Raw genomic sequence first — 22,534 nt, forward strand, 5'->3', positions numbered from 1 at the left:
AGCGCCGAGGCCCTCCCCGGGCAGCCCGGGGAGGGCCTCGGCGCTTGCGCGCTCAGATGTCGGGATAGAGGTCACCGCCGGCCATGCCGGCCTCCTGCTCGCTCTGGTCCCTCAGCCGGCGGGCCTTGTCCCGCAGCCTCTGCTTGTCCTGCTGGTCGTCGGCGCGGTCCGCCGCCCGCTCCAGCTCCTGTGCCTTCTCGCGCATCTGCCGCACGCGTCCGCGCGCCTCGTCAGCGGTGCTCATCAGGCTCTCCTCGTGGACGGAGACAAACCGACCCCACCAGGGAATCAGCGCCCGGGCCGGTACGCACGTCGACGGAGCCGCACGAGCGCCGTCAGGAGGACGGGTGGGTCGCCACGACCTGCCCGGTGATGTCGGCGGCGATGTAGCCCGACGCGCTGTACTCGTTGTTGAGGTAATAGTGCATCGTGGGCCGGTCGGAGTTGAAGGTCCAGCGGTGGACGATGACGTAGCGCAGGTTCGGGCGCTCCACCCCCAGTTCGCTCTCGCCGCGCTTCATCAGCGCGGGCAAGCGGTCCCAGGCCATGGTGGTGACGTCGAAGGGCTGCTCGTCCGCCGCGTCGGGGTCGATGGTCCCGCCGGGACCGGTCCGGCGGGCGACGCCGTTGCGGTACTCGTACTCGTCGTAGGTCTTGGCACCGGGCCGGGTCGGGATGTCGGCCAGGGCGTAGTCCTCGTAGACGGTCAGCTCCACGATCTGCGTGGTGCCGCTGACCTTGCGGAACGCCTCGATGACCGTGCCGATGTTCGCCGCGGTGAGCAAGGTGCCCCGGGGCGCGGAGGAACCGGTGTCCGCGTCGGTGCCGGTGCTGGCCCCGGTGCCGGTGCTCGCGCCCGGACCGGTGCTCGCGTCGGTGCCGGGGGTGCGGTCACCGGTCGCCGGAGTGGCTCCGCTGCGGGACCCGCCCGCGCCGTCGGCTCCGGAACCCGAGCCTCTGTCGGGGATCAGGTTCCAGGCGCCGACGACGACCACGGCCGCCGCCAGGGAGAGGGAGACGGCGAGCGTGACCGGGCGGCGGCGCGGGCGCGGCGCGGCCGGGGAGGTGGGCGAGGTGGGCGGGCCGAAGACACCGCCCCCCGCGGCGCCGTGGGACGCAACGGCCGGGGGTGTCCACGCGGGCGAGGCGGACGGGGAGTACGCCGGATGCGGGTTCGGATGCGGGTGCGGGTGCGGCGGGCCGAACGGGCCGGCGGCGGCCGCTCCCGGTGCCCCGGTGGCCGGCTGCCGTGCCGCGGCGTCGGCCAGCAGCTGCTCCAGGCGCGCCCCGTCGGGTCGCAGCGCGGGGTCGCGTACCAGGAGCTGGGTGAGTACGGGCGCCAGCGCACCGGCCCGCACCGGCGGCGGGATCGGGTCGTCGAGTACGGCGACCACGGTCGCGAGACTGGTGGCGCGCCGCAGCGGGTGGTGCCCTTCGGCCGCCACGTACAGGAGCATGCCGAGCGACCACAGGTCGGAGGCCGGGTTCCCCTCCTCGCCGCGCACCCGCTCGGGGGCGATGAACTCGGGCGAGCCGATCAGGTCCCCGGTGGAGGTGAGCCGTGAGGTCGCCTCGCTGAAGGCGGCGATGCCGAAGTCCGTCAGGACGGCGCTGCCGTCCGGGCGCAGCAGGACGTTGGCGGGTTTCACGTCGCGGTGCTGGATGCCGGCGGAGTGGGCGGCGCGCAGGGCGGACAGCACCTCCCGTCCGAGGGTGAGGACCTCGGGCACGGGCATCGGGCCCTCGGCCAGGCGGTCGTAGACCGAGCGGCCCTCGACGAGCTCCATGACGATCCAGGGGTGCGAGCCGTCCCGCGGCTCGACGATGTGATGGATCGTCACCACGTGCGGGTTCGACAGCCGTGCCAGGGCCCGGGCCTCGCGGACGGCGCGCTCGCGCATCTGCGCGGTCAGACCGGGGTTCGCGTGCTCGACCGCGGGGTCGGCGGGACGGACCTCCTTGAGTGCGACGTCGCGGTCCAGGGCGATGTCCCGTGCCCGCCACACCGTGCCCATGCCGCCGCTGCCCAGCGGGGAGATCAGTTGGAAACGCCCGTCGACCAGGGGTCTTCGGTCCTCACTCGTGCTCATGGGCGGTCATGGTATGCGGTCCCGGTGACAGTCCGATCCGTGGGCGGTTCACGGAAAACAGGCAGCGTCCGGGGCCGTGCCACTGCGCGGACGCGGTGGTCGGACCGGGTGCGTGCCGGGGGTCCGTTCGCGGTGGCGCCGTCACCCGGGTGCCGTGTCGTGCCGCGCGGCCCCGGGGTGACGGCCCGGCTCATGCGCCGCGCATACCGGCGCGCAGTTCCTGGCACTCCACGGCCGACCGGAGCACACCGGCGATCCCGTCGACCAGCCGGTCGTCGGTCACCTCCGGCAGCGTCCGCCGCACCACGCCGCCGAGCTCGGACCACACGCGCTCGGTGGTGTCATGGAAGCCTCTCGCCCACGAGCGCGCGGCGGTCGGCTCCCGGACGGCCGAGCGCGTGTCCGGCCCCACGGCGGCGAGCAGCACTTCCGCCGTGACGATGTCGGCCGTACGCAGCCGGGCCGAGCCGACCGGGTCGCGCGGGCGCAGCAGATGCCACCAGCCCGGGGGCGGGGCGAACGACGAAGTCGCCGGCCATCGCCCCTTGCGCGGTCCGAACACTCCGCTGCCCGTCAGCGCCCAGGCCGCCGCGACGGTGTCGTCGGGACCCCGCTGTTCGCCGTACTCCTGGGTCGGCACCGACCACACGGTGCACCGTCCGGGGCTGTTCCTCGCCGGGGAACAGCCCCGGATCCCGTGCGTGCGCACCGTTCACCCCCGGACCGGCCACCGCGACCGCAGGGTCATCTCCGCGCCACAGCAGCGCACATTCTCGGCCGAAAGCACTTCGCACCGGCGCCCGCCGGGGGACGGACGACGAACGGCTGCCGGGTGACGTACGGACCGGCGATTCCGGCCGGCATTCGGAGCGCCTTCCGCGTTTCGCCTGGGGAGAAGGAGCGATTCTCCTCCCGCCGGCGCACGGCCGGCGCACGGGTGACGACGGAATGATCTCCCCCATTTCCGCATCCCGCCGACCGCGCCTTCCCGAGCGCTCCGCTGCATGAATCCGGCCACGCGCAACGGACTCTTGTGGCGCTTGTTCGAGCGTGATTAGGATCCCGCTCGTTTCGCTTCCCCCACATTTTCTGCACGAATTCGCCAAAGCGGTGAGGTGCTTTGTGGAACGGCCCGTGTCGACCGCACAACCGTCCCACCCTCGGTCGGGGACGCGCGATGTCAGGCTCCTGTGGTGGGCCAGTGCCGCCGACGGTGTCGGCACGCAGGCATCGGGGGCCGTCCTTCCGCTCCTCCTCCTCGGTCTCGGTCACTCCCCCCAGGTGGTCGGCCTGATCGCCGGGGTCTCCACCGCCGCCGGGCTCCTCCTCGGCCCGCTCGTCGCCGTCCCGGTCGACCGGGGTGCGCGCAAGCGGGTGATGCTGGGGTCGGCCACCGTCGCCGCGCTCGCCATGGGCTGCGTCGCCCTCGCCCTCACCGCCGGCAGCCCGCCCCTGGCGCTGATCATCGCCGCCGTCCTGGTCGAGCGGGTGGCGACCGCCTGCTTCGAGGCCGCGGCCCGCGGCACGGTCGCGCTGATCTGCCCCGGACCGGAGCAGCCGCGGGTGATCGGACGCCTGGCCGCCGCCGACCAGGGCGCCCTGATCGTCGGTCCGGCGCTCGGCGGCGTCCTCTACCAGGCCGCCCGCGCGCTTCCGTTCCTCGCCGACGCCCTCTCCTACGTCGTGAGCGCCTTGTGCGTACGGGCGATGCGGGCGGACCTCACCGCACCGGTCCCCCGCGGCGGCGGGAAGGGCGAGCGCGGCGAGGGGATCCTGCGCGAGGCCGCGGCGGGGCTGGAGCTGGTGCGCTCCTCCCGGCTGCTGCGGTTGGTCCTGGTGTGGAGCGCCACCGTCAACGTCGTCGTGGTGGCGCTCTACTTCGGTGCCGTCTTCACACTGCAGCGCGGTGGCCACGGCGGCGCGGCGCTCGGTGCCGTCCTCGCCGCGTCGGGCGCCGCGGGGCTGGCCGGCTCGCTCGCCGCACCACGAGTGGTGAAACGTTTCGGCGCCCCGCTCGTGGTGACCGGCGTGACCTGGCTGCTCGTCCCGCTCACCGCCGCGCTCGCCACGGCCGCGGGAGCGTGGGCGTACGGGGTGCTGTTCGGCCTGGTCTGCCTGCTGATGCCGCTCGCCTCCGTGGTGCTCCAGGCCCGGGCCCTGCAGGTCACCGCACCCGCGCTGCAGGCCCGTACCGGCGCGGTCCTGGCGACCGCCGCGACGGGCGCCGCCTCCCTGGCGCCCGTGCTCGCCGGGGCCCTCGCCGATCGCGTCTCCACGGCCGCGCCCGCGTTCGTCTGCGGGGCGGCGCTGGCCCTGCTCGCGGTGCACACCTCCCGGCGCACGGTGCGCGGCGCCCTCCGCGCGGAGGTGGCCGCATGACCGGCGGTTACCAGGTCTACCGGGCGGCCCTCCCCGAGGTCTGCGCCGCCGACCCGGCCAGGATGGTCTTCACCGCCGACGCCGACGGCCGCTGCGAGGTGTTCACCTGGGACGCCTCCGCCCGCCGTGCCCGGCAGGTCACCCGGCGCCCCCGGGGAACCCTGCACGGCGCCATCGACCGCGACGCGCACGTGTGGTGGTTCGACGAGGACGAACACGGCCGCGGGCAGTGGCGGTTCCAGCCCTTCACCGGCGGGCCGGACCGGCTCGGGCTGACGGACGTACCGCCCGGTCTCCCCCGCGGCCTCGCGGTGAGCGACGACGCCACCGTCGCCCTCGCCGTCGGGCACGGGCAGGGGCACGCCACCACCGTCCACGTCGGCCCACGCGGCGGTCGCGCCCGGACGACGGCGCGCCTCGACGGTCAGACCACCCTCACCGGCATCACCCCCGGCGGCCGGCTGCTCGCCCTCGCCGGCGCCGGTGGCGTCACCGTCCTCACCGGTGACGGGGCCGTCCGTGCCGTCCTGCCCGGCGGCAGCGGCACCGGCGCCGCGCGCCTGTGGTCCCTCGGCTTCGCCCCCGCCGGCGAGGACGAGGAACTCCTCCTCGTCCGCGAGTGCGACGACCGTTACGTCCTGGCGAGCTGGCGGCCGGGAACCGGAGTGGTCAGCCACGACTGGTGCGGCTTCGACACCGAGATCACCGCCCGCTGGGACGGCGGTGGCGGTGACGGACGCCGCGTCCTGGTGCGCCAGGACCGCCACGGCCGCTCCGTCCTGCACCGCGCCGACCTCACCGCACGGACCCTCACCACTGTCCCCACCCCGGCGGGCACGCTCCTGGACGCGGCCACCCGGCCGGGGGGCGACCTCCACTACCTCTGGACGTCCACCGGCCACCCGCCCCGGCTGCGTTCCACGCGGGGTACCCCCCTGCCTCAGCTGCCGACCGTCGCGAACCGAATCCCCGGCAGCCACGAGGGCGTGTGGACACCCGGCCCCGACGGACCCGTGCACACCCTGCTCAGCCTTCCCGAAGCCACCCGCGACCCGGCCCCGGCCCCGGCGGTGTTCCTCGTCCACGGGGGGCCCGCCGACCACGACCGCGACGCCTACGACGGCGTCGTCCACTCCCTGGTCGCCTCCGGCTTCGCCGTCGCCCGTGTCAACTACCGCGGCTCCACCGGCTACGGGCCCCGCTGGCGGCGCGCCTTCGGGCGCGGTGTCGGCCTGACCCAGGTCGACGACCTGGTGTCCGTCCGTGCCGACCTCCTCGCCCGCCGGCTGATCCGGCCCGGTGCCGTGGGGCTGTGGGGTACCTCCTGGGGCGGCTATCTCGTCCTGCTCGCCCTCGGCACCCGGCCCGGCCTGTGGCAGGCGGGGGTCGCCGTCAAACCGGTCGCCGACTGCGCGGCCGCCCACCGCACGACCACCCCGGCCCTGCGCGCCCTGGACGAGCGGCTCTTCGGCGGCACACCCGACGACGTCCCGGAGCGGTACGCGCGGAGCTCACCGATCCGCTACGCCGCCGCGGTCCGCGCCCCGCTGCTGGTGGCCGCCGCCACCCATGACGCCAAATGCCCGCCCGGTCAGGTCCGCGGCTACCTCGCCGCGCTGCGCACCGCCGGGGTCCGCCACGAAGCGATGTGGCTCGACTCCGGTCACGACGGCTACGACGGCGGCGACCACGTCGCCGTACTCCGCCGCGCCCTGGTCTTCCTCGACCGGGAACTGCGCGGCCCTGCGCGCCGCCCCCAGACGCCCCGCTCCGCCCGGAGCGGGGAGCACCGCACCGCCGAACGCACCACGGAGAGGAGAACGTCCCATGCAGAAGGACATCATCCACAACGACCCGCTCGCGGGTGACGAGGAGAACCGCAAGCCGAGCGTCGGCATCACCGTCACCGTCCCGTTCCGCAACGCCGAGGACGCGGAAGAGGACTGACCCCCACCGGCCGGCCCGGTGGTGCACCACCGGGCCGGCCGGTCCCCCATTCCCGAGGAGCCGACATGCGTGTCCTGCTGGTCAACATGCCCTGGTCGCCCATCGACCTTCCGTCCCTCGCACTGGGAATACTCAAACGGAGCGTGGACGAGCGCGTGCCCGGCGCCGAGGCCGAGGTCCTGCACGCCAATCTCGAATTCACCGACTGGATCACCGCGCGGACCGAATTCACCGGTGACGACTACGAGTACTACGCCCTCTCCTCCTATTTCATGGGCTGCGGCGACTGGGTCTTCTCCTCCGCCCTCTACGACGACCCGCACTGGCGCGAGGAGCAGTTCACCGCGGTGATGCGCGGGAAACTCAAGAAGTCGCGCATGGCGATGACCCGTTCGCTGCACCGCGTGGTCCCCGAATTCGTCGACGCCATCGCGCGGCGGATCGTGGACCACTCCCCCGATGTCGTCGGGTTCACCTCCACGTTCCAGCAGAACACCGCGGCGCTCGCCGCCGCCCGCCGGGTCAAGCAGCTCGCCCCGCACATCGTCACCGTCATGGGCGGGGCCAACTGCGACGGGGCCCAGGGCGCGGCCGTGCACCGCAACTTCCCCTTCGTCGACCACGTCGTACGGGGCGAGGGCGAAGCCGCCTTCCCTCAGCTGCTGACCGCGCTCACCGACGGCTCGGACCTCTCCGAGGTGCCCGGACTGTGCCACCGCGGGCCCGGTGGGGAGAGCCGTGCCAACCCCATGGCGACCCGCCCACTGCCTCCCGCCGCCATCCTCCCGCCCGACTACGGCGGCTACTTCGAGCGCCTCGCGGCCTCCGTCGCCCGCAACTGGGTCGAGCCCAAGCTCGTGGTCGAGGGCGCCCGCGGCTGCTGGTGGGGCGAGAAGCACCACTGCACCTTCTGCGGCCTCAACGGCTCGTTCATGGAGTTCCGTTCGAAGAGCCCGGACACCTTCTACGAAGAGATCATGGAACTGGCCCGCCGCCACCGGGTCCTGGACATGTACGTCGTCGACAACATCCTCGACATGGGGTACCTCACGACCGTGCTGCCGCGGATCATCGACAGCGAGTACGACCTGCGGCTGCACATCGAGATCAAGGCCAACATGCGCCGCGCGCAGCTCCGTACGCTGGCCGAAGCCGGCATGATCTACGTCCAGCCCGGTATCGAATCCCTCAACCACCGGGTCCTCGACCTCATGGACAAGGGCGTCAGCGGCTGCCAGAACGTCCGGATGCTCCGCGACGGCGCCGAGACCGGCCTCTCCGTCGCCTGGAACTACCTGCACGGCTTCCCCGGCGAGACCGCGCGGGACTACGAACCGGTGATCGCCCAGATCCCGGCACTGGAACACCTCGACCCGCCGGTCGACCTGTCGGCCCGGATCGCCATCGAGCGGTTCAGCCCCTATTTCGAGCGCCCCGAGCTCGGCTTCACCGGCCTGCGCCCGGAGGAGCACTACCGCTTCACCTACGACCTGCCGGAAGAGGAGTTGTACGACCTCGCCTACGTCTTCGAGGCGCCGGCCCGGGGGATCGGCGAGCCCACCGTCAGCGCCCTCAACGATGCGCTGGCCGGCTGGAAGAAGCACCACGCCGACGCCCGGCTCACCCATGCCGACCTGGGCGACCGGATCGTCCTGGTCTCCCGGCGCCGGGCCTTCGACTGGCGGACGCTGGAGCTCACCGACCCGTTCGAGCGCGCCGTCTTCCGTCTCCTCGACCAGCCGCACGCGCCGGCGGCGCTGGCGCGCAAGGCCGCCGGCAAGGTCCCCGGCGCCGCCCGCGACGAGGCCGGTGTCCAGCGGCTGCTCGACGCCTGGCTCTCCCTCGGGATCGTCTTCACGGACGGCGGGCAGTACGTCCACATCGCCCCGGCCGCCGTCAACGAGGACCTCCTGCGGCTGGACTTCATGCGCCACACGCACGCGGCGGAGACGGTGCCCGCCGAGCCCGCCCACGTATGACCGCGCCCGGAGGAGGAGTACGTCCCATGAGCACCACCCTGAGCCCGCCCGCCGTTCTCGCCTGGCGCGACTACGATCCCGTCGCCTGCGAACTGCCCGGCATGTTCCTCGGTGAACTCGCCCTTCCCGGGCCGCTGGAGGGCGAGAGCGAGCGGCTGTGGCAGCTGGGGGCCCGCCGCGTACGGCTGCCCGGGACCGTCGACCTCACCGGCGGCGCGGACGCCGCGCGGGCCGCCGGGACCGTCGCCGCGCTGAGCCTGGTGCGGGACCTGACCGCCCGGGCCGTCCTCGTCGAGTGGGACCTGCGGTGCGACCCGGCGGACGGGGAGAGCTGGCGGGCCCTCAGCCACCTCCAGCCGCCCCGGCGCCTCGAGGGCCCGGCGGGCGCCGAGGAGGCCCTGCGTGCCTGGCGGCGCGGCCACTACCTGTGCAAGTGCCTGTGGCGCAAAGGGCCGGGCTTCGTGCAGATCCGGGACCGCCGCTGGGGCGAGTTGCGCCGTTTCACCGCCGGTGAACCGGAGTACGAACGCGCCATCGAGCAGCTCGCCTACGGGGCGCCGGCGGACCGGGTGCCCCGTGCCGTCCTCGACGACTTCCGCGGCGAGCAGCTCGTCCTCGACGTCGGGCCGCTCGCCTGGTGGCTGCCGTACCGGATCAGCCGCTGGCTCCAGGAGTCCATGACGATCTGACGCCGCACGGGCGCGGCCGGTGACCGGGCCGGAGGTGCGCCCGCCGGCCGCGCACGGGGGCGTTCCCCGGCCGGGCGGGCCCCTCGCGGTGCCTCGCGCGGCGCAGAAGTCGCCGGCACCGCGCTCGCCTTCGTCCGGCGCGCCACCGGCCCGCCGGTCCGCGGGTAGGGCGTCCCGCGGCCGTGGCCTCGTGCGGCTACCCGCGCGTGCAGGTGAAGACGGTACGGCTGTCGCCGTCGACGTGGACGATGCGGAGCGTGCCCTTGGCGTACTCGACCTGGAGGTTCTGGCCGGCCCCGGCCGAGGTGTCGCCCGGCGGCCGCCAGGGCAGCACCAGGGAAGCGCTGCGGCCCACCCGGGCCGGCACGCCGAGGGCCGCGACCTGTACCAACTCGTCCGGGTCCTGGGGTGATTCGGGGCCGTGGATGGCGAGTGTGTCGCCCATCAGGGCCCATTGGCCGCCCCAGGGCGAGTCCTGCCCACCGCCCATGGTGAGCGTCCAGCTGCTCGCGGTGATCTCCGCGGTGAGGACGGCGGCCGTGCCGTTGCCCGCAGGCTCGACGACCACCTTCCAGGTGCCCCGGACGAAGGCGCTGAAGGCCTGTTCGAGGGGTCCGGAACCGCCGGCGGAGCCGGAGGCCGCGCCTCCGCCCCCGGTGCCGTCCGCGGACTTCCCGCATGCCGCGAGCACCGACGCCCCCAGACCGACCGCCAGGTACCGCAGGGCCGTGCGCCGGCCCATCACACGCGTCACGGCCCGAACCTGTCGTACGGCTCGCATGTCCATCGCTCGTCCCCCGGACTCTCGACATCACAAGATCAGCAGCAGCGTACATGCCAAGAACACCGCGCCCGGGCCCGGCCGCGCGGCCGCCAACTCCGGCTCCGCCTGCCGCCGGAGGCGATCCGCAGGGCGGCCGTGGCGACGGCGGCAGGGCCGTCAGAGCGTCGGGAAGAGCAGGGCGAAGAAGAGCCACAGCAGCACGGCCCAGAAGGCCGCCGCCACCAGGGAGACGAGCAGGGAGCTGCGCCACCTCAGCACCAGGAAGGGGAAGAGCACCAGGGCGGCCCAGTGGCCGGCCACGTCGATGGAGAGGCGGGCCGCGCCGGCGAGGGTGCTCGCCCGCTCTGCCGCGAGGTGGCGCAGCAGCCGCTGGGAGACGTAGCCGTACAGGCCGAACACCACGGGGAAGAACCACAGCGGCGTGAGCGTCACGAGCTCGGTCTCGGACAGGTCGTCGAACATGACCAGATAGACGACCGCGGCTCCGGCCAGGCCGACGAGCAGGGCCGTCATGTAGACGGCGGTCAGGCCGGCCGGCTCGGGGGCACCGGCCGGGAGGGGGACGGGCGAGGCGTACGGGACGTCGGGGGACGGGGCACGGACGATCCGGTGGCAGTGGGGACAGCGGACGTCCTGGCCCGCGTGGTCGGCCGGTACGGCCAGCACGTGCCCGCACGGCGCGTGGAACTGCTGCTGCTGTCTTGAAGTCATGCTCCGGTGTCCTCTCCGAGGGCGCTGCCGAGGGCTGCGCCGTACCCGCTTCCAGGCCATCGGAGGACGTCGTCCGGGCCGCGCGCGGTTTCGGCGCACCAGGGCGGTGTGCCCGCGGTGACGAGCGAGGGATGTCCGACGCGACTGTAACTTCCTGAAGGCACTGATGGGGAGACGGCGGCGCGGAATTCGGACGTACTGCGCGGGCCGTGTGGCCGAACACCGTTGACTGCGGTGACACGAGCTTGACCTGCCCCGGAGGGGATGCGGGAAGCCCGTCCACCGGTTCGACGGGTCACCGGGCCACAGGAGGCACCTGTCCGCACAGACGTGTGCCACCTGGGGTTTCGCGGGAGCAGGGGGCTGCCGACGCACACCCCCAGCCATGCAAGTTCTTGCGCAAGTTGGCGAAAACATTTTCAGACACGTCGACGCCTCGCTGATACTGATGCCGTCTCATTCGACTTCTGAAGGCTGGAGCTTGCATGTCCCCGACTCTGCGTTCAATCGTGTGCGGAGTGCTCGGTCTGACGCTGTCCGCAGCGGGCTCGACGGCTGCCGCGGCGGCCACGACGATCGCCGGCGAAGCGGCGCCGGCATGTGTGCAGTACACGGCGGGCTGGCGCTACACCTTCGTCAGCAACGGCTGCGACACCGTGCAGCAGGTGACGGTCGAATACCGCGACGGCACCGCGGTACCGTGCCGCACCGCGGCCCCCGGCGAGACGGTGACGTTCCCCGGCTACGGCACGAGCGGCAACGAGGTCCTCGGCGTGGTGCTCTGCGGGACGACACCCGCCTGACAGCGCCACCACCACGTCGCGCCGCCCTCGGCGCACCACGACCCGGCCGCCCCGGCCGGCCCGGTGCGCCGAGGGCGGCCCCATCGCGGCATGATCGGGCCTTTCACACACAACGGACAGCGGGAAATTGACCCCGGCACACGTCTTGCCTTCTCCCGGATACCCAGCAGTAACCTTTCGCCACCCTCCCAGGCACCACGTGCCTCACCCGGCGGTCGCTGCGCTCCCCCATCCGCAGCCCGCCCCCAGGTCTTTCCGCGATCCGGGAACGACGCGCTCGCCACCCCCTCCGCCTCAGGCGCAGTCCCGCTCTTCTTCTCCGTGAGGTCACCGTGAGAAAGCCCGTATCCGTCGCCTTCATGGCCGTGGCCGCCCTGGCCCTGCAGGCGTGGGCCCCCGCCGGCGCCGCCGGTACGTCGACGTACCGCTCCACCAGTCATCCCGTCCTGTTCGTGCACGGCTACAACGGCGCGGCGTCGAACTGGGACACCATGGCCGGCCGGTTCAGGAACGACGGCTGGCCCGCCTCGCACCTGGACCAGTGGCAGTACGACTCCCGGCAGTCGAACGCCACCACCGCCCAGCAGCTCGCCGCGGAGGTCGACCGGCTCCTCGCCGCCACCGGCGCCTCGAAGGTGGACATCGTCACCCACTCCATGGGAGGGCTGTCCTCCCGCCACTACGCGAAGCACCTCGGCGGCAGCGAGAAGATCGACGCGTGGGTCTCGCTGGCCGGACCGAACCACGGCACGGACGCGGCGGAGAGCTGCTTCGACGCCTCCTGCCACGACATGCGCTTCGGTTCCGACTTCCTCACCACCCTCAACTCCGGTGACGAGACACCGGGGACCCCGCGGTACGCGACGTGGTGGTCGCCGTGCGACACCTTCATCAACCCCGACAGCAGCGTGTCCGTCTCGGGAGCCGTCAACCGGCAGACCGCCTGCATAGGACACAGCACCTTCCTCACGGACGCCACGGTCTACGCCCAGGTGCGCGACACGGTCAACAGCTGACGCCCCGCCTCCCGGTCCGCCCGCATCCGGCCGGCGGACCGGGAGCAACCGGACCTCGGCAGCCCGCCGCGACCCCCGGCCGGAAAGCGCCCCACCGGCATGGCCCCACGGACCGACCGCCCGGTATGTTGTGGCCCCCCATGGCGTCGAGGGAGGACGAATGGACACGGTCGTCACCGTCAAACAGGGCCGCCTGCGCGGACGCACCACCCGGCACGTCACCTCGTTCCTCGGCATCCCGTACGCCGCCGGCCCCGTCGGCGACGCACTGTACCGGGCGCCCGCCCCGCCGGAGGACTGGGACGGGATCCGCGACGCGCTCGCCTTCGGACCGACGGCGCCCGCTCCGGCGTACCCGTCGCCGCTGGACCGACTGCTGCCCGACCGGCGGATACCGGGCGAGGACTTCCTCACCCTCAACGTCTGGACGCCCGATCCCGCGGCCGGGGGTCTGCCCGTCTTCGTATGGATCCACGGGGGCGCCTTCCAGCACGGCTCCTCGGCGGTCCCGACGTACGACGGGCATGCCTTCGCCCGCGACGGCGTCGTCTTCGTCTCCCTGAACTACCGCCTCGGCGTGCCGGGCTTCGGGCTCTTCCCCGATGCCCCGGCCAACCTGGGACTGCGCGACCAACTGGCGGCGCTCGCCTGGATCCAGGACAACATCGCCGCGTTCGGAGGCGATCCGGCACAGGTGACCGTGGCCGGCGAGTCCGCCGGGGCGATGAGCATCACCTCGCTGCTGTCCGGCCGCCACGGCACCGGGCTGTTCCACCGCGCCGTCACGCAGAGCGGCGCGGGGCAGGGCTTCGTGACCGCCGAGGACGCTCGGCGGGTGACCGCCGAGACGGCCCGGCTGCTCGGAGTGGAGCCGACCGCGCGCGCGTTCGCCTCGGTCCCCCTGCCCGACCTGCTCACCGCGCAGCGGCGCATCTCCGCCGCTCTCGCCTCCCGGACCGATCCCGGGCCCTTCGGACCGAGCGTGGTGGCGGCCGCGATGCCCTTTCCGCCCGTGGTGGACGGCGACATCCTCCCGCGGCCGCCGCTGGAGGCGATCGCCGCCGGCGCGGGTCACGGCATTCCGCTGCTCACCGGCACCACCACCGAGGAGCAGCGGCTCTTCCTCGTCCCGACCGGCGTCGCCGCGGCCATCACGCCCGAGGCGCTGCGGTCCATCGTCACACCGGCCGTCGCCGACGCCTACGCCGCGGCCCGGCCCGGTGCGACGCCCGGCGACGTGCTGGCCGCGGTACTCACCGACCGCTACTTCCGGCTGCCCGCGATCCGGGTGGCCGAGGCCCGCGCCGGGGCCGCCGCCACCACGCACCTGTACGAGTTCGCGTGGCGCAGTCCCGTCCAGGATGTCGGCGCCTGCCACGCCGTGGAGATCGGCTTCGCCCTGGACACACTGGGCCGGCCCGGCTCCGGGGGGCTCACCGGCGGGGAGCCCCCGCAGGACCTGGCACGCCGGATGCACACCGCCTGGGTGGCGTTCACCACGCACGGCGACCCCGGCTGGGAACCGTACGACCTCCGGCGCCGTCCCGTCATGGTCTTCGACCACCCGGAGCGGGGCGTGGTGGAGGATCCGCGCGGCGGAGAGCGGCGGCTCTGGGGCTGACCGGCCCGGCGGGGACCGGAGTTCACGCGCGTCCGGCTCGGGGCGGGGGCGGCCTGCGTATCGTCCGGCCGCCCCCGCCCCTCTCTCGTCCCCGTTCAGCGGCGCTGCCCGCACGGTCACCGCGCGGCAGCGGCCGGCCGGACGCCGGTCAGACGCCGGCGACGCTCTGGATCCAGGCGCGGTACGCGGTCGCGTTGGTGTACGCCGTCGTGGTCTGGCGGTCGCTGGTGGAGGCGACACCGACCTGGACGCCGCCCGCCATCATGGGGCCGCCCGAGTCGCCGCCCGCCGTGATGCCGTTGCCGCGCCGGGCGCAGATGGCGGAGCCGTTGTACGCGTCCCGGCAGGCGCCGGTCACGATGACGTCGGCGACCTTGAGGTACCGGGACTGGCAGGTGGCCTCGGAACCGCACTGGGAGGTCGCACCCCAGCCGTACACCTGGACGGTCTGGTTCACCGACACCGAGCCGGGCTGGCCGAGGCGTGCGTAGGTGCCCGGCACGGACCGGTCGAGTTTGACGAGGGACAGGTCCGCGGAGGTGTGGTTGTATACACCGACCCCATTGGCCACGGTGCCGCCGGTGGTCTGGTCGAGGCTGCCGATGCGGAACGACAGGCCGCCACCGCCGACGCAGTGCTTCGCGGTGAGGATCCAGGTCGGTGCGATGATCGACGCGCTGCAGGTCTGCCGGCCGTTGGAGAAGAGCCGGGCGGCCCAAGCGGCGTTGTTGGCGTAGCCGCCGCCGATGATGGGCTGGACCGCGGTGCCGGCGGGCGCGGCGGGCGCGCTGGCGGCCGGTGCCGCTTGTGCCGCTGCGGTGGGGGCGAGTCCTAACACCGGGAGCGCGGTGGCCGCGAGCACGGGGATCAGTCTGGCTGTTCGCACGTTCGTCTCCATTGTGTGGGGGTGTGGATGTCCTTCATGAGGACCTGCTCTGCATAGCCATGCAGTCGGCCATGCACGGACAGGACCGGGGTTTTCCTGTCGCGTGCATGTCATTTCGAGCTGCGGCGAATGTGACAGACGGTCCACCGCGGACGCAAGGGGTCGACGGGAGAGACCTGGGACCCGTCATCGAGGCACCGGACGGCCGGACCCGCAGGCCACTACGGTCGACTACGCCGACCGGAAGAGGGCGGGAGACACGGCGGCGACGGTCGGCGGCGGCAGCGTCCGGCAGCGAAGACGTTCGCCGCGCTCCGGTCGGCGCGGTGTGCGCTCGAGCCACCTGCGGCACATGACGGAGCGGGACACGCGCCGGACCATTCGCGTAGACATACGGTTTGCGGAATACTCGGGTGTTTCGCTTGGTCTGGACCATTGTGCGGGGAAACGTCCTGCCGCCGGCCTCCTGGACCGCATGCCGATGGGGGCGTTCCGCTCGTGAGCGGAACGCCCCCATCGGGGAGTGCGACGGGTCAGACCCGGCGCCATCGGGGAGTGCGACGGGTCAGACCCGGCGCCACCGGGCCATGGCGAAGGAGAAGAGACCGAAGAGCGCCATGCCCGCGGCGACGAGCCCCAACAGCCCCGGCCCGGCCGGGGTCTCGGCGACGGTGCGCAACGCGTCGTCGAGCCCCTTGGCCTCGTTCGGCCGGTACGTCACCGCGGCGCGCACGAAGAAGACGCCGACCACGGCGAACACGGCCCCGCGCGCCACCCCGCCGCCGACCCCGGTCACATCGGTGAACTGCCGCGCCTTGCGCGACATCGCGCCGAGCTTCAGGTGCTTGCGGTACTTCCGCAGCACGGCGCGGACGGCCACCCAGACGCCGGCCACGACGATGCCCGCCCCGGCCAGCCCCACGATCCACTGCCCGCCCGGCAGTTCCAGCGCCCGCGCGGTCACGTCCCTGGACTGCTGGTCGCCGGACCCACTGCCACTCCCGCTCTCCCCGGCGGCGAACGCCAGCACCGAGTAGGCGACGAACGCGTAGAAGACACAACGGGCCCCGGAAAGAAGGCGCTTGCGGGCTTTGCGCCCGTCGGCACCGGCCGCGCCGAACACGGCCTCCGACAGCCGCCACACGGCCATGCCGATCAGGCCCGCCCCCAGGGCCCACAGCAGCACCGATCCCATCGGCCGGGCAGCCAGCTCGGCGAGGGCGCCTCCCCGGTCCGCCTGCCCGCCGCCGTCGCCCGACGCGATCCGCAGGGCGATCAACCCGATGAGCACATACAGGACACCCCGGGCCGCAAGACCCCACCGCGCCGCCATGCCGAGCGCCGAACTGCCGGCCGCTTGGCGCGCCGCGGCGCGCCCGGGAAACGGAATCGTACGTGCGTTCATGTCAACCTCCCCCACCCGCTTGCCCCTTCCCGTCACGCGGAAACGGCGCGCCCCGGCGTACGGTCCCCACCGGGCCCGGAACCGCGGCGTGAGCGGCGGGGGCCGGGGTCAGCCGAGGTCGGCGAGCGCCGTCCGCGCCTCCTCGGAGAAGTGCGGGTGACCGGAATCGGCGGCCTGTCGTAGCGCCGACCGTGCGCCTTCGGTGTCGCCGCTCGCGGCCAGCATCGACCCGAGGTCGAACGCGGCCTTGGGGGCGAAGTCGGGGTGTCCGAGGTCGATCGCCCGTCGGTAGGCCACCGCCGCCCCCTCCACGTCTCCCTGCTCCTTCAGCAGGAAACCGAGGTTGCAGGCCGCCATGGAGCCGGCCCGCGGATGGCCGGAGTCGACGGCCCACTGGTAGGCGGCGCGGGCCTCCTCCAGGTGCCCCTGCCGCTTCAGCAGGTGGCCCAGGCAGAACGCCGCACCGGGCGCCACCTCGGGATGGCCCGAGTCGACGGCGTACTGGTGTGCCGCCCGGGCTCCCTCCATGTCACCGCAGTCGTCCAGCATGTTGCCCAGGTCGAAGGCCGCGCGGGGAGCCGCGTCGCGGTGGCCGGAGTCGACGGCCGACCGGTATGCCGCGCGCGCCCCCTCCACGTCCCCGTGCTGCTGGAGCAGGAGACCGAGGTTGGCCGCGGCCAGCGGGGCGGCGTCCGGGTGGCCGGAGTCGGCGGCCTGCCGGTAGGCGGCGGCCGCTCCTTCCGGGTCGCCGTGCCGGGCCAGGAGGACGCCGAGGTTGGTCGCGGCCATGGCCGCGGTGTGCGGGACACCGGCCTCGATCACCCGCCGGTACGCGGCACCGGCCCCCTCCACGTCTCCCGCCTTCTCGAGCCACATGGCGTGGCTGAGCTGGTATCCGTCATCCTTGCGGGCACCTGAATCGCCGTGCATGTCCCCCGTGCACCTTTCCGAACTGCGGTTGCCGTGTCGCGGCTCCCGACCGGGTGATCATCTTGTCATGGCGGCCGGGCGGTCCGTGCGCGCGGGAGGAGCACCGGTACGCACGGCACTGCGCCGCGGCCGCGGCGTAAGGTGTCCCCGGGCGCGGCGCGATGACGAGGAGTACCAACGAGTGACTGCGCCGAGCCTGGAGCACGCGACCGTCCCCGCCGACGCCGGCGAGGTGACCCTGCTGATAGCACGCCGGGTGGAGCCCGGGCACGAAGCCGCATTCGAGCAGTGGGCGAAGGGCATCCTGGACAGCGCCTCCCGCTTCCCGGGGCATCTCGGTCACGGACTGTTCCGCTCCTCGGGGGGCCGCGCGCCGTGGTTCCTGGTGCACCGCTTCCGGGACGCGGAAGCCTGCCGGGCCTGGCAGGAGTCCCCGGAGCGGGCGGCGTGGTTCGCCCACTGCGAAGGACACCACCACACCGAGATCGCGCGGCGCACGCTCACCGGCATGGAGACCTGGTTCGCCGAGCCGGGGTCGACGCGGCCCGCGCCACCCCGCTGGAAGATGGCGGTCAGCGCCACCCTGGCGATCTACCCGATCACGCTGCTCGGCAGCTACCTCCTGGTGCCCCACCTGACCACCCTCCCCGTGGCGCTCGCCGGCGCGGTCCTCGCGGGCGTCTACAACGTCCTGATGACGTACGTGGCGATGCCGGCGGTGAGCCGTCTGCTGCGGGGCTGGCTCAGCGGGGGCTGAGGGGTGTCCGCACGGCGTCGCCCGTCCGCCGGGCGGAAGGGACCTTGCGGACAAGCCCTGCGGGGGGTCTCGTCGATCAGGCCGGATCGGCGAGCGGTGTGCGGTCACCGGCAGCCGGGAACTCCGGATCCCCGCGGGGCGGCGTGGCGGTGATGACGGGACGGGGCCGGCCCGCCGTCGTCGCCGATGCGGCCGGCCCCGGCCCTGCCGGGTCCGCGGCTGCCACCGCCGCGGACCCGGCACGGTGTCAGCCGGTCAGGGTCGCCACGGACCGCATGGCGAGGAAGTTGCCGCGGTAGGCGTCGTGGGTCGCCGCGCCCTCGACGCGCAGCAGGGCCTCGTCGTTCTCCCGCAGCGAGGAGACGTCGAGGTTGTGGGAACCGGTGAAGGTCCACTTGGTGTCCGGGTGGCCCGCGTAGTTGCCCTCGACCAGCAGGTACTTGGAGTGCACGAAGAGGTCGTCGCCCTCGGTCCCCGGCGTACCGTTGTCCAGGCGCAGCTTGTACGGCTTGATCCGTGCGTGGTTGCCCAGGGCCGTCAGCTCGTCGGTCTCGTTGTAGACGACCTCGATCCAGCAGTCCTGGTCGGCCAGGGCCCTCAGCTTGCTCGCCACTTCGGCCCGGTAGAAGGCGTACGCCGCGACGCGGACCACCGTCTTGTGGGAGGCGGAACCGACCACCGTGTTGCCGGTGCACGAGACGTTGTTCAGCACGTCGACGATCAGGTCGCCGCTCTGCTGCGGGAAGAAGTAGTACTTCTCGGCCCCGCCGGTGGTGCCCTGCCGGAAGTAGTCCGCGTTGCGGTTCTCGTCGGCCAGGTCGTTGAAGTACGCGGTGTACGCCGTGTAGAGCTCGGTGTTGCCCACCGAGGTGTAGGCGTTGTTCCAGAAGCGGGAGGTGTTCGCCGGCGTCTGGTTCGCGGAGGTCTGGATCACCACGTCCTCCGCGACTCCCGGGTCACCCACCCGGGAGAAGAGGAAGAACTTGTTGTGGTTGATGTGGTTCTTGGCCGGGTCGACCGTGACGTCGGCTATGCAGGCACGGTCCTTGGGGCAGATGTGGAGCCAGGACGCCTGGGTACGGTCGGTACCTAGAGCGGTCTTGAGCTGCGTCGCGGCCGTGGACGTGGAGTAGCTGTGGTCCAGGACGACGCGCACCTGCACACCGCGGTCGTGCGCGCGGCGCAGCGCGTCGCTGTAACCGGTGTCGGTGAGGGCGTACAGGGCGGCGCGCAGCGTACGGCCGCTCTGGGTGTTGTCGATGGCCTTGATGATGTGGTTCTTGACCGCGTCCTGCTCGGCGACGGTGCCCTGCGGATCGTTGAACACCGCACCCGTGACGACCGGCGGCGCGTCCACGGCCACCGCGGCCCGGGAAGGGACCAACAGCAGGGTCAGCAGAGACCCTGCGAACAGCGCCGATGCCCATGTGCGTCTGATGGCTCTCACTCCTCGGTGAATGATCGTTCCTGCTGTGAGCAGGGGAACGATATCTTCCGGTCAGGGCGCGGCCGTGACGCGCCCCGGGGGGAGCGCGTCACGGCCCCGGGCGCACCTCGCGGGGTGTCGAGCCGGGAGCATGTCCGCCCGGGCCGGGACCACATGGCGGTCCCGGCGTGAGGAGGCTCCGCGGTCGGGCCGGTCAGGCCGCCGTTGGCGTGTAGTGCGTCGCCTCGTCGCCCTCGACGGCGTAGCTCGGGGTGCCGTCGACGCCGACGGGGACGTCACCGGCGACGGTGACGCGGTGCAGCAGCCGCGGCTGGTCGCCGTAGTCGTCGGGGGCGTAGTGCTGGGTGATGCGGTTGTCGAACAGCACCAGGTCACCGGGGTTCCAGGAGATGCGCACCAGGTTCTCGGGCCGGGTGACGTACGCCTGGAGGATACGCAGGAGGTCGCGCGACTCGGACGGCCCGAGGCCTACGAGGCTCTGGGCGAATCCGCCGATGAACAGGCCCCGTTCACCGCTCTCCGGGTGGACGCGCACCACCGGGTGGGCGGTGCGGTAGCGGCGCGACACGAACTGCCTGCGGTGCTCCGCCGCCTTGTCGTTCTTCGGCTCGGCGTAGTCGTACGCGTTGGTGTGCACCGCCCACAACCGGTCGGCGAGCTCCCGCAACGGCTCGGGAAGGTCCCGGTAGGCGGCCGCCGAGTCGGCGATCAGCGTGTTACCGCCGTACGGCGGGACGACGAGGGCACGCAGGGTGGAGGCTTTCGGCGGTGTGCGGACGAAAGTGACGTCCGTGTGCCAGTGGTTGGCGCGGATGCCTTCGTCGCCGTCCACCGGGAGGATGTTCGGCTGCCCGTCGGCCGACGGCACCGTGGGGTGGGCGGTGGTCAGCGGCCCGAAGTAGGAGGCGAACCGGAGCTGACCGGCGTCATCGAGGTGCTGGCCGCGGAAGACGAGGGCCTTGTGCTCCAGCAGCGCGGCGTTGATCGCGGAGACGACATCGGGCGCGAGGTCGTCCGTCAGGTCGACGCCGTGGATCTCGGCGCCGATGCGCCCGCCGATGCGGCGGATGCCGAGGCCCGCGACTGCGGGTGACGCGTCCGGTGCACCGGTCGCGCCGGGTTGTCCCGTGAAGGCGGTGGGTGCGGTGGATGGGGTGGATGCGGTGGATGCGATGGATGCGGTGGTCATGACGGTCGGTCCTTTCCGGAGGTGATGGGCAGGGCGGGTACGCCGTTGCCGGGGGCGGGGGGCGGCGAGCCGGGGGCGTGGCGCGCTCCGGATGTCCGGCCCCAGCCCCGGCCGATGTCCCGGCGGTAGCTGTCGAACAGCCCGGAGCGCAGCAGGCGGTCCTCGTCGGGGGCGACGTCGGCCCCCGGTGCGCCGGGCAGGCGCAGGCCGGCCCCACCGGCCGGGAGGCCGGAGTCGCCGCCCGGGATGCGGAGGTTGGCGTCCGGGAAGACGGGATCGGCGTTTGGGAGGCGGAGGTTGGCGTCGGGGAGGCCGGGAGCGGTGTCCGGGTGGCCGGCGGCGCTGCGGTCCGGTCCGTCGCCGCTGCCCGTCACGCGGGTTCCCGTGCCGGGACGGCGGAGGCGGGCCGCACCGGGCGGGAGGCGGGCCGCGGCAGTCCGTAGTGCTCGCGCAGCGTACGGCCGGTGTACTCGGTGCGGAACAGGCCGCGTGCCTGGAGGAGCGGGACGACCTGGTCGACGAAGTGGTCCAGCCCGCCGGGGAAGTAGGGCGGCATGATGTTGAACCCGTCGGCCGCGCCCTGCGTGAACCACTCCTGGAGCTGGTCGGCGATCTGCTCGGCGGTGCCGGCCACCACCCGGTGGCCGCGGCCGCCGCCGAGGCGCGCGATCAGCTGCCTCAGCGTGAGGCCTTCCCGCCGGGCCAGGTCGGCGACGAGCGTGAAGCGGCTCCTGTTGCCGTTGATGTCCCGCTCGTCGGGCAGCTCCGGCAGCGGGCCGTCCAGCGGCAGGCCGGTCACGTCGGTGCCGAGCATGCCGGACAGCTGGGCCAGGCCGTACTCGGGCACCTGGAGGTCGGTCAGCTCCTGCTCCAGGGCGCGTGCCTCGGCCTCGGTGGAGCCGATGACGGGGCAGATGCCGGGCAGGATCCTCACCTCGTCGGCCGCCCGCCCGTAGCGGGCCAGCCGGCTCTTGAGGTCCTTGTAGAACGTCTGCGCGTCGGCGAGGGTCTGCTGCGCGGTGAACACCGCCTCCGCGTACCGGGCGGCGAACTCCTTGCCGTCCTCCGACGAGCCCGCCTGCACCAGGAGCGGGTGCCCTTGCGGGGAGCGGGGTACGTTCAGGGGGCCGCGCACCCCGAAGTACGTGCCCCGGTGGTCGATGGGCCGGACCTTGTCGGTGTCCGCGTAGATGCCACGTGCCCGGTCGAGCACGATCGCGTCGTCGTCCCAGCTGTCCCACAGCGCGACGGCGACGTCGACGAACTCCCGGGCCCTGTCGTAGCGCAGGCCGTGCTCCAGGTGCTCGTCGCGGCCGAAGTTGCGGGCCTCGTCGACGGTGCCGGACGTCACGATGTTCCATCCGGCCCGGCCGCCGCTGAGGTGGTCGAGGGAGGCGAAGGCACGGGCCGTGGAGAACGGCTCGTTGAAGGTGGTGGAGACGGTGGCGATGAGACCGATGCGCTCGGTGGCCGTGGCGAGCGCCGACAGGAGCGTCAGCGGCTCGAAGCCGCCGAGCGCGTTGTACCGGACGTTGCCCCACAGGGCCAGCCCGTCGGCGAGGAAGACCGAGTCGAGCAGACCGCGCTCGGCGGTCCTGGCCAGCTCCTGGAAATACGCCAGGTCGGTGACGCGCTCCGGGGTGGTCGCGGGGTGCCGCCAGGCGGCGTCGTGGTGGCCGGCGTTCATCAGGAAGGCGTTCAGGTGGAGTCGGCGGGGCGGGGTGGCGGGCATGGGCGGGTTCCTCGGTGGTGGGTGACGGACGTCGGTGGGTGGCAGGCGGTGTCGAGTTGCGGCAGTGGCAGGTAGCGGATGGCCGCGGGCGTGGGTGGTCGGTGTGGGTGGTCGGTGCCGGTGCCTGGCGACGGTGCCGGTGCCGGTGCCGGGCGACGGTGTGTGCGGA

20 protein-coding genes are annotated in these 22,534 nt (G+C 73.2%); 8 read left to right on the forward strand and 12 right to left on the reverse strand.

Annotation, left to right across the window (positions count from 1 at the left end):
• Nucleotides 1-52 precede the first annotated feature (52 nt).
• From IH00_RS0133650 to IH00_RS0133660, 3 genes are all read right to left on the reverse strand, one after another.
• Entirely contained in the window at nt 53-244 is a 192-nt protein-coding gene (locus tag IH00_RS0133650) for a DUF6381 family protein (RefSeq protein WP_031079876.1), read from the reverse strand.
• A 91-nt stretch (nt 245-335) separates the two neighbouring features.
• On the reverse strand, nt 336-2,090 hold the full coding sequence (locus IH00_RS0133655) for a serine/threonine-protein kinase (protein WP_031079877.1): 1,755 nt from the start codon (nt 2,088-2,090) through the stop codon (nt 336-338).
• Nucleotides 2,091-2,280: 190 nt separating this feature from the next.
• Nucleotides 2,281-2,730 (reverse strand): hypothetical protein, encoded by a 450-nt coding sequence (locus tag IH00_RS0133660; protein WP_158828092.1) that lies wholly within the window; start codon nt 2,728-2,730, stop codon nt 2,281-2,283.
• A 494-nt stretch (nt 2,731-3,224) separates the two neighbouring features.
• On the opposite strand from IH00_RS0133660, the gene IH00_RS0133665 reads away from it, so the two are divergent.
• The 4 genes from IH00_RS0133665 to IH00_RS0133685 all read left to right on the forward strand — a co-directional run bounded on the left by IH00_RS0133665 (nt 3,225) and on the right by IH00_RS0133685 (nt 9,084).
• Nucleotides 3,225-4,469, forward strand: a complete 1,245-nt coding sequence (locus IH00_RS0133665; RefSeq protein ID WP_234335067.1) for an MFS transporter — start codon at nt 3,225-3,227, stop codon at nt 4,467-4,469.
• Nucleotides 4,466-6,337 (forward strand): alpha/beta hydrolase family protein, encoded by a 1,872-nt coding sequence (locus IH00_RS0133670; RefSeq protein ID WP_031079883.1) that lies wholly within the window; start codon nt 4,466-4,468, stop codon nt 6,335-6,337. The genes IH00_RS0133665 and IH00_RS0133670 overlap by 4 nt, the downstream gene beginning before the upstream one ends.
• A gap of 144 nt (nt 6,338-6,481) precedes the next feature.
• Complete coding sequence (locus IH00_RS0133680; protein ID WP_031079884.1) at nt 6,482-8,395, forward strand: RiPP maturation radical SAM C-methyltransferase; 1,914 nt, start codon at nt 6,482-6,484, stop codon at nt 8,393-8,395.
• 26 nt (nt 8,396-8,421) lie between these two features.
• Nucleotides 8,422-9,084, forward strand: coding sequence for a DUF5825 family protein (locus IH00_RS0133685; protein ID WP_031079885.1), 663 nt, complete (start codon nt 8,422-8,424; stop codon nt 9,082-9,084).
• A 196-nt stretch (nt 9,085-9,280) separates the two neighbouring features.
• Here IH00_RS0133685 and IH00_RS0133690 read toward each other — a convergent pair whose 3' ends face one another.
• Both IH00_RS0133690 and IH00_RS0133695 read right to left on the reverse strand, forming a co-directional pair.
• Nucleotides 9,281-9,838, reverse strand: coding sequence for a hypothetical protein (locus IH00_RS0133690; RefSeq protein WP_158828094.1), 558 nt, complete (start codon nt 9,836-9,838; stop codon nt 9,281-9,283).
• Between the two features lie 186 nt (nt 9,839-10,024).
• A complete protein-coding gene (locus IH00_RS0133695; protein WP_031079888.1) occupies nt 10,025-10,579 on the reverse strand; it encodes a hypothetical protein in 555 nt (184 codons plus the stop codon).
• Between the two features lie 485 nt (nt 10,580-11,064).
• Here IH00_RS0133695 and IH00_RS0133700 point away from each other — a divergent pair, with 485 nt between their 5' ends.
• From IH00_RS0133700 to IH00_RS0133710, 3 genes are all read left to right on the forward strand, one after another.
• Nucleotides 11,065-11,382 (forward strand): hypothetical protein, encoded by a 318-nt coding sequence (locus tag IH00_RS0133700; protein WP_031079890.1) that lies wholly within the window; start codon nt 11,065-11,067, stop codon nt 11,380-11,382.
• A 332-nt stretch (nt 11,383-11,714) separates the two neighbouring features.
• Nucleotides 11,715-12,398 carry an esterase/lipase family protein gene (locus tag IH00_RS0133705; RefSeq protein WP_031079891.1) on the forward strand — a complete coding sequence of 228 codons (684 nt, stop codon included), beginning with the start codon at nt 11,715-11,717 and terminating at the stop codon, nt 12,396-12,398.
• A 160-nt stretch (nt 12,399-12,558) separates the two neighbouring features.
• Complete coding sequence (locus IH00_RS0133710) at nt 12,559-14,019, forward strand: carboxylesterase/lipase family protein (protein WP_031079892.1); 1,461 nt, start codon at nt 12,559-12,561, stop codon at nt 14,017-14,019.
• A gap of 148 nt (nt 14,020-14,167) precedes the next feature.
• Here IH00_RS0133710 and IH00_RS0133715 read toward each other — a convergent pair whose 3' ends face one another.
• The 3 genes from IH00_RS0133715 to IH00_RS39200 form a co-directional block, all read right to left on the reverse strand.
• Complete coding sequence (locus tag IH00_RS0133715; protein WP_039947707.1) at nt 14,168-14,905, reverse strand: S1 family peptidase; 738 nt, start codon at nt 14,903-14,905, stop codon at nt 14,168-14,170.
• 565 nt (nt 14,906-15,470) lie between these two features.
• The gene (locus tag IH00_RS0133720) at nt 15,471-16,310 is read right to left on the reverse strand and encodes a DUF1206 domain-containing protein (RefSeq protein ID WP_031079895.1); all 840 of its coding nucleotides are present in this window, start codon (nt 16,308-16,310) and stop codon (nt 15,471-15,473) included.
• 108 nt (nt 16,311-16,418) lie between these two features.
• Nucleotides 16,419-17,240: a tetratricopeptide repeat protein gene (locus IH00_RS39200; protein ID WP_031079896.1), complete on the reverse strand. Its 822-nt coding sequence runs from the start codon at nt 17,238-17,240 to the stop codon at nt 16,419-16,421.
• A gap of 181 nt (nt 17,241-17,421) precedes the next feature.
• Here IH00_RS39200 and IH00_RS0133730 point away from each other — a divergent pair, with 181 nt between their 5' ends.
• Entirely contained in the window at nt 17,422-17,997 is a 576-nt protein-coding gene (locus IH00_RS0133730) for an antibiotic biosynthesis monooxygenase (RefSeq protein WP_052411851.1), read from the forward strand.
• A gap of 247 nt (nt 17,998-18,244) precedes the next feature.
• Here the strand turns inward: IH00_RS0133730 and IH00_RS0133735 are convergent, their stop codons facing one another.
• From IH00_RS0133735 to IH00_RS0133750, 4 genes are all read right to left on the reverse strand, one after another.
• On the reverse strand, nt 18,245-19,444 hold the full coding sequence (locus tag IH00_RS0133735) for a phospholipase D-like domain-containing protein (protein WP_078888104.1): 1,200 nt from the start codon (nt 19,442-19,444) through the stop codon (nt 18,245-18,247).
• Nucleotides 19,445-19,637: 193 nt separating this feature from the next.
• On the reverse strand, nt 19,638-20,633 hold the full coding sequence (locus IH00_RS0133740; RefSeq protein WP_078888105.1) for a TauD/TfdA dioxygenase family protein: 996 nt from the start codon (nt 20,631-20,633) through the stop codon (nt 19,638-19,640).
• Nucleotides 20,630-21,007, reverse strand: coding sequence for a hypothetical protein (locus tag IH00_RS0133745; protein ID WP_031079902.1), 378 nt, complete (start codon nt 21,005-21,007; stop codon nt 20,630-20,632). The genes IH00_RS0133740 and IH00_RS0133745 overlap by 4 nt, the downstream gene beginning before the upstream one ends.
• Nucleotides 21,004-22,365 carry an LLM class flavin-dependent oxidoreductase gene (locus IH00_RS0133750; RefSeq protein WP_031079906.1) on the reverse strand — a complete coding sequence of 454 codons (1,362 nt, stop codon included), beginning with the start codon at nt 22,363-22,365 and terminating at the stop codon, nt 21,004-21,006. Before IH00_RS0133750 ends, IH00_RS0133745 begins: the two co-directional genes overlap by 4 nt.
• Nucleotides 22,366-22,534 lie beyond the last annotated feature (169 nt).

It is taken from the genome of Streptomyces sp. NRRL S-118 (assembly GCF_000716335.1).
Taxonomy (GTDB): Bacteria; Actinomycetota; Actinomycetes; order Streptomycetales; family Streptomycetaceae; genus Streptomyces.

What these genes read in the sequence shown, in the direction of transcription:
- IH00_RS0133750 (WP_031079906.1), bottom strand. Translation starts at nt 22,365, where the DNA reads ATGCCCGCCACCCCGCCCCGCCGACTCCACCTGAACGCCTTCCTGATG.
- IH00_RS0133685 (WP_031079885.1), top strand. Translation starts at nt 8,422, where the DNA reads ATGAGCACCACCCTGAGCCCGCCCGCCGTTCTCGCCTGGCGCGACTAC.
- IH00_RS0133680 (WP_031079884.1), top strand. Translation starts at nt 6,482, where the DNA reads ATGCGTGTCCTGCTGGTCAACATGCCCTGGTCGCCCATCGACCTTCCG.
- IH00_RS0133700 (WP_031079890.1), top strand. Translation starts at nt 11,065, where the DNA reads ATGTCCCCGACTCTGCGTTCAATCGTGTGCGGAGTGCTCGGTCTGACG.
- IH00_RS0133740 (WP_078888105.1), bottom strand. Translation starts at nt 20,633, where the DNA reads ATGACCACCGCATCCATCGCATCCACCGCATCCACCCCATCCACCGCA.
- IH00_RS0133655 (WP_031079877.1), bottom strand. Translation starts at nt 2,090, where the DNA reads ATGAGCACGAGTGAGGACCGAAGACCCCTGGTCGACGGGCGTTTCCAA.
- IH00_RS0133695 (WP_031079888.1), bottom strand. Translation starts at nt 10,579, where the DNA reads ATGACTTCAAGACAGCAGCAGCAGTTCCACGCGCCGTGCGGGCACGTG.
- IH00_RS0133670 (WP_031079883.1), top strand. Translation starts at nt 4,466, where the DNA reads ATGACCGGCGGTTACCAGGTCTACCGGGCGGCCCTCCCCGAGGTCTGC.
- IH00_RS0133650 (WP_031079876.1), bottom strand. Translation starts at nt 244, where the DNA reads ATGAGCACCGCTGACGAGGCGCGCGGACGCGTGCGGCAGATGCGCGAG.
- IH00_RS39200 (WP_031079896.1), bottom strand. Translation starts at nt 17,240, where the DNA reads ATGCACGGCGATTCAGGTGCCCGCAAGGATGACGGATACCAGCTCAGC.
- IH00_RS0133710 (WP_031079892.1), top strand. Translation starts at nt 12,559, where the DNA reads ATGGACACGGTCGTCACCGTCAAACAGGGCCGCCTGCGCGGACGCACC.
- IH00_RS0133720 (WP_031079895.1), bottom strand. Translation starts at nt 16,310, where the DNA reads ATGAACGCACGTACGATTCCGTTTCCCGGGCGCGCCGCGGCGCGCCAA.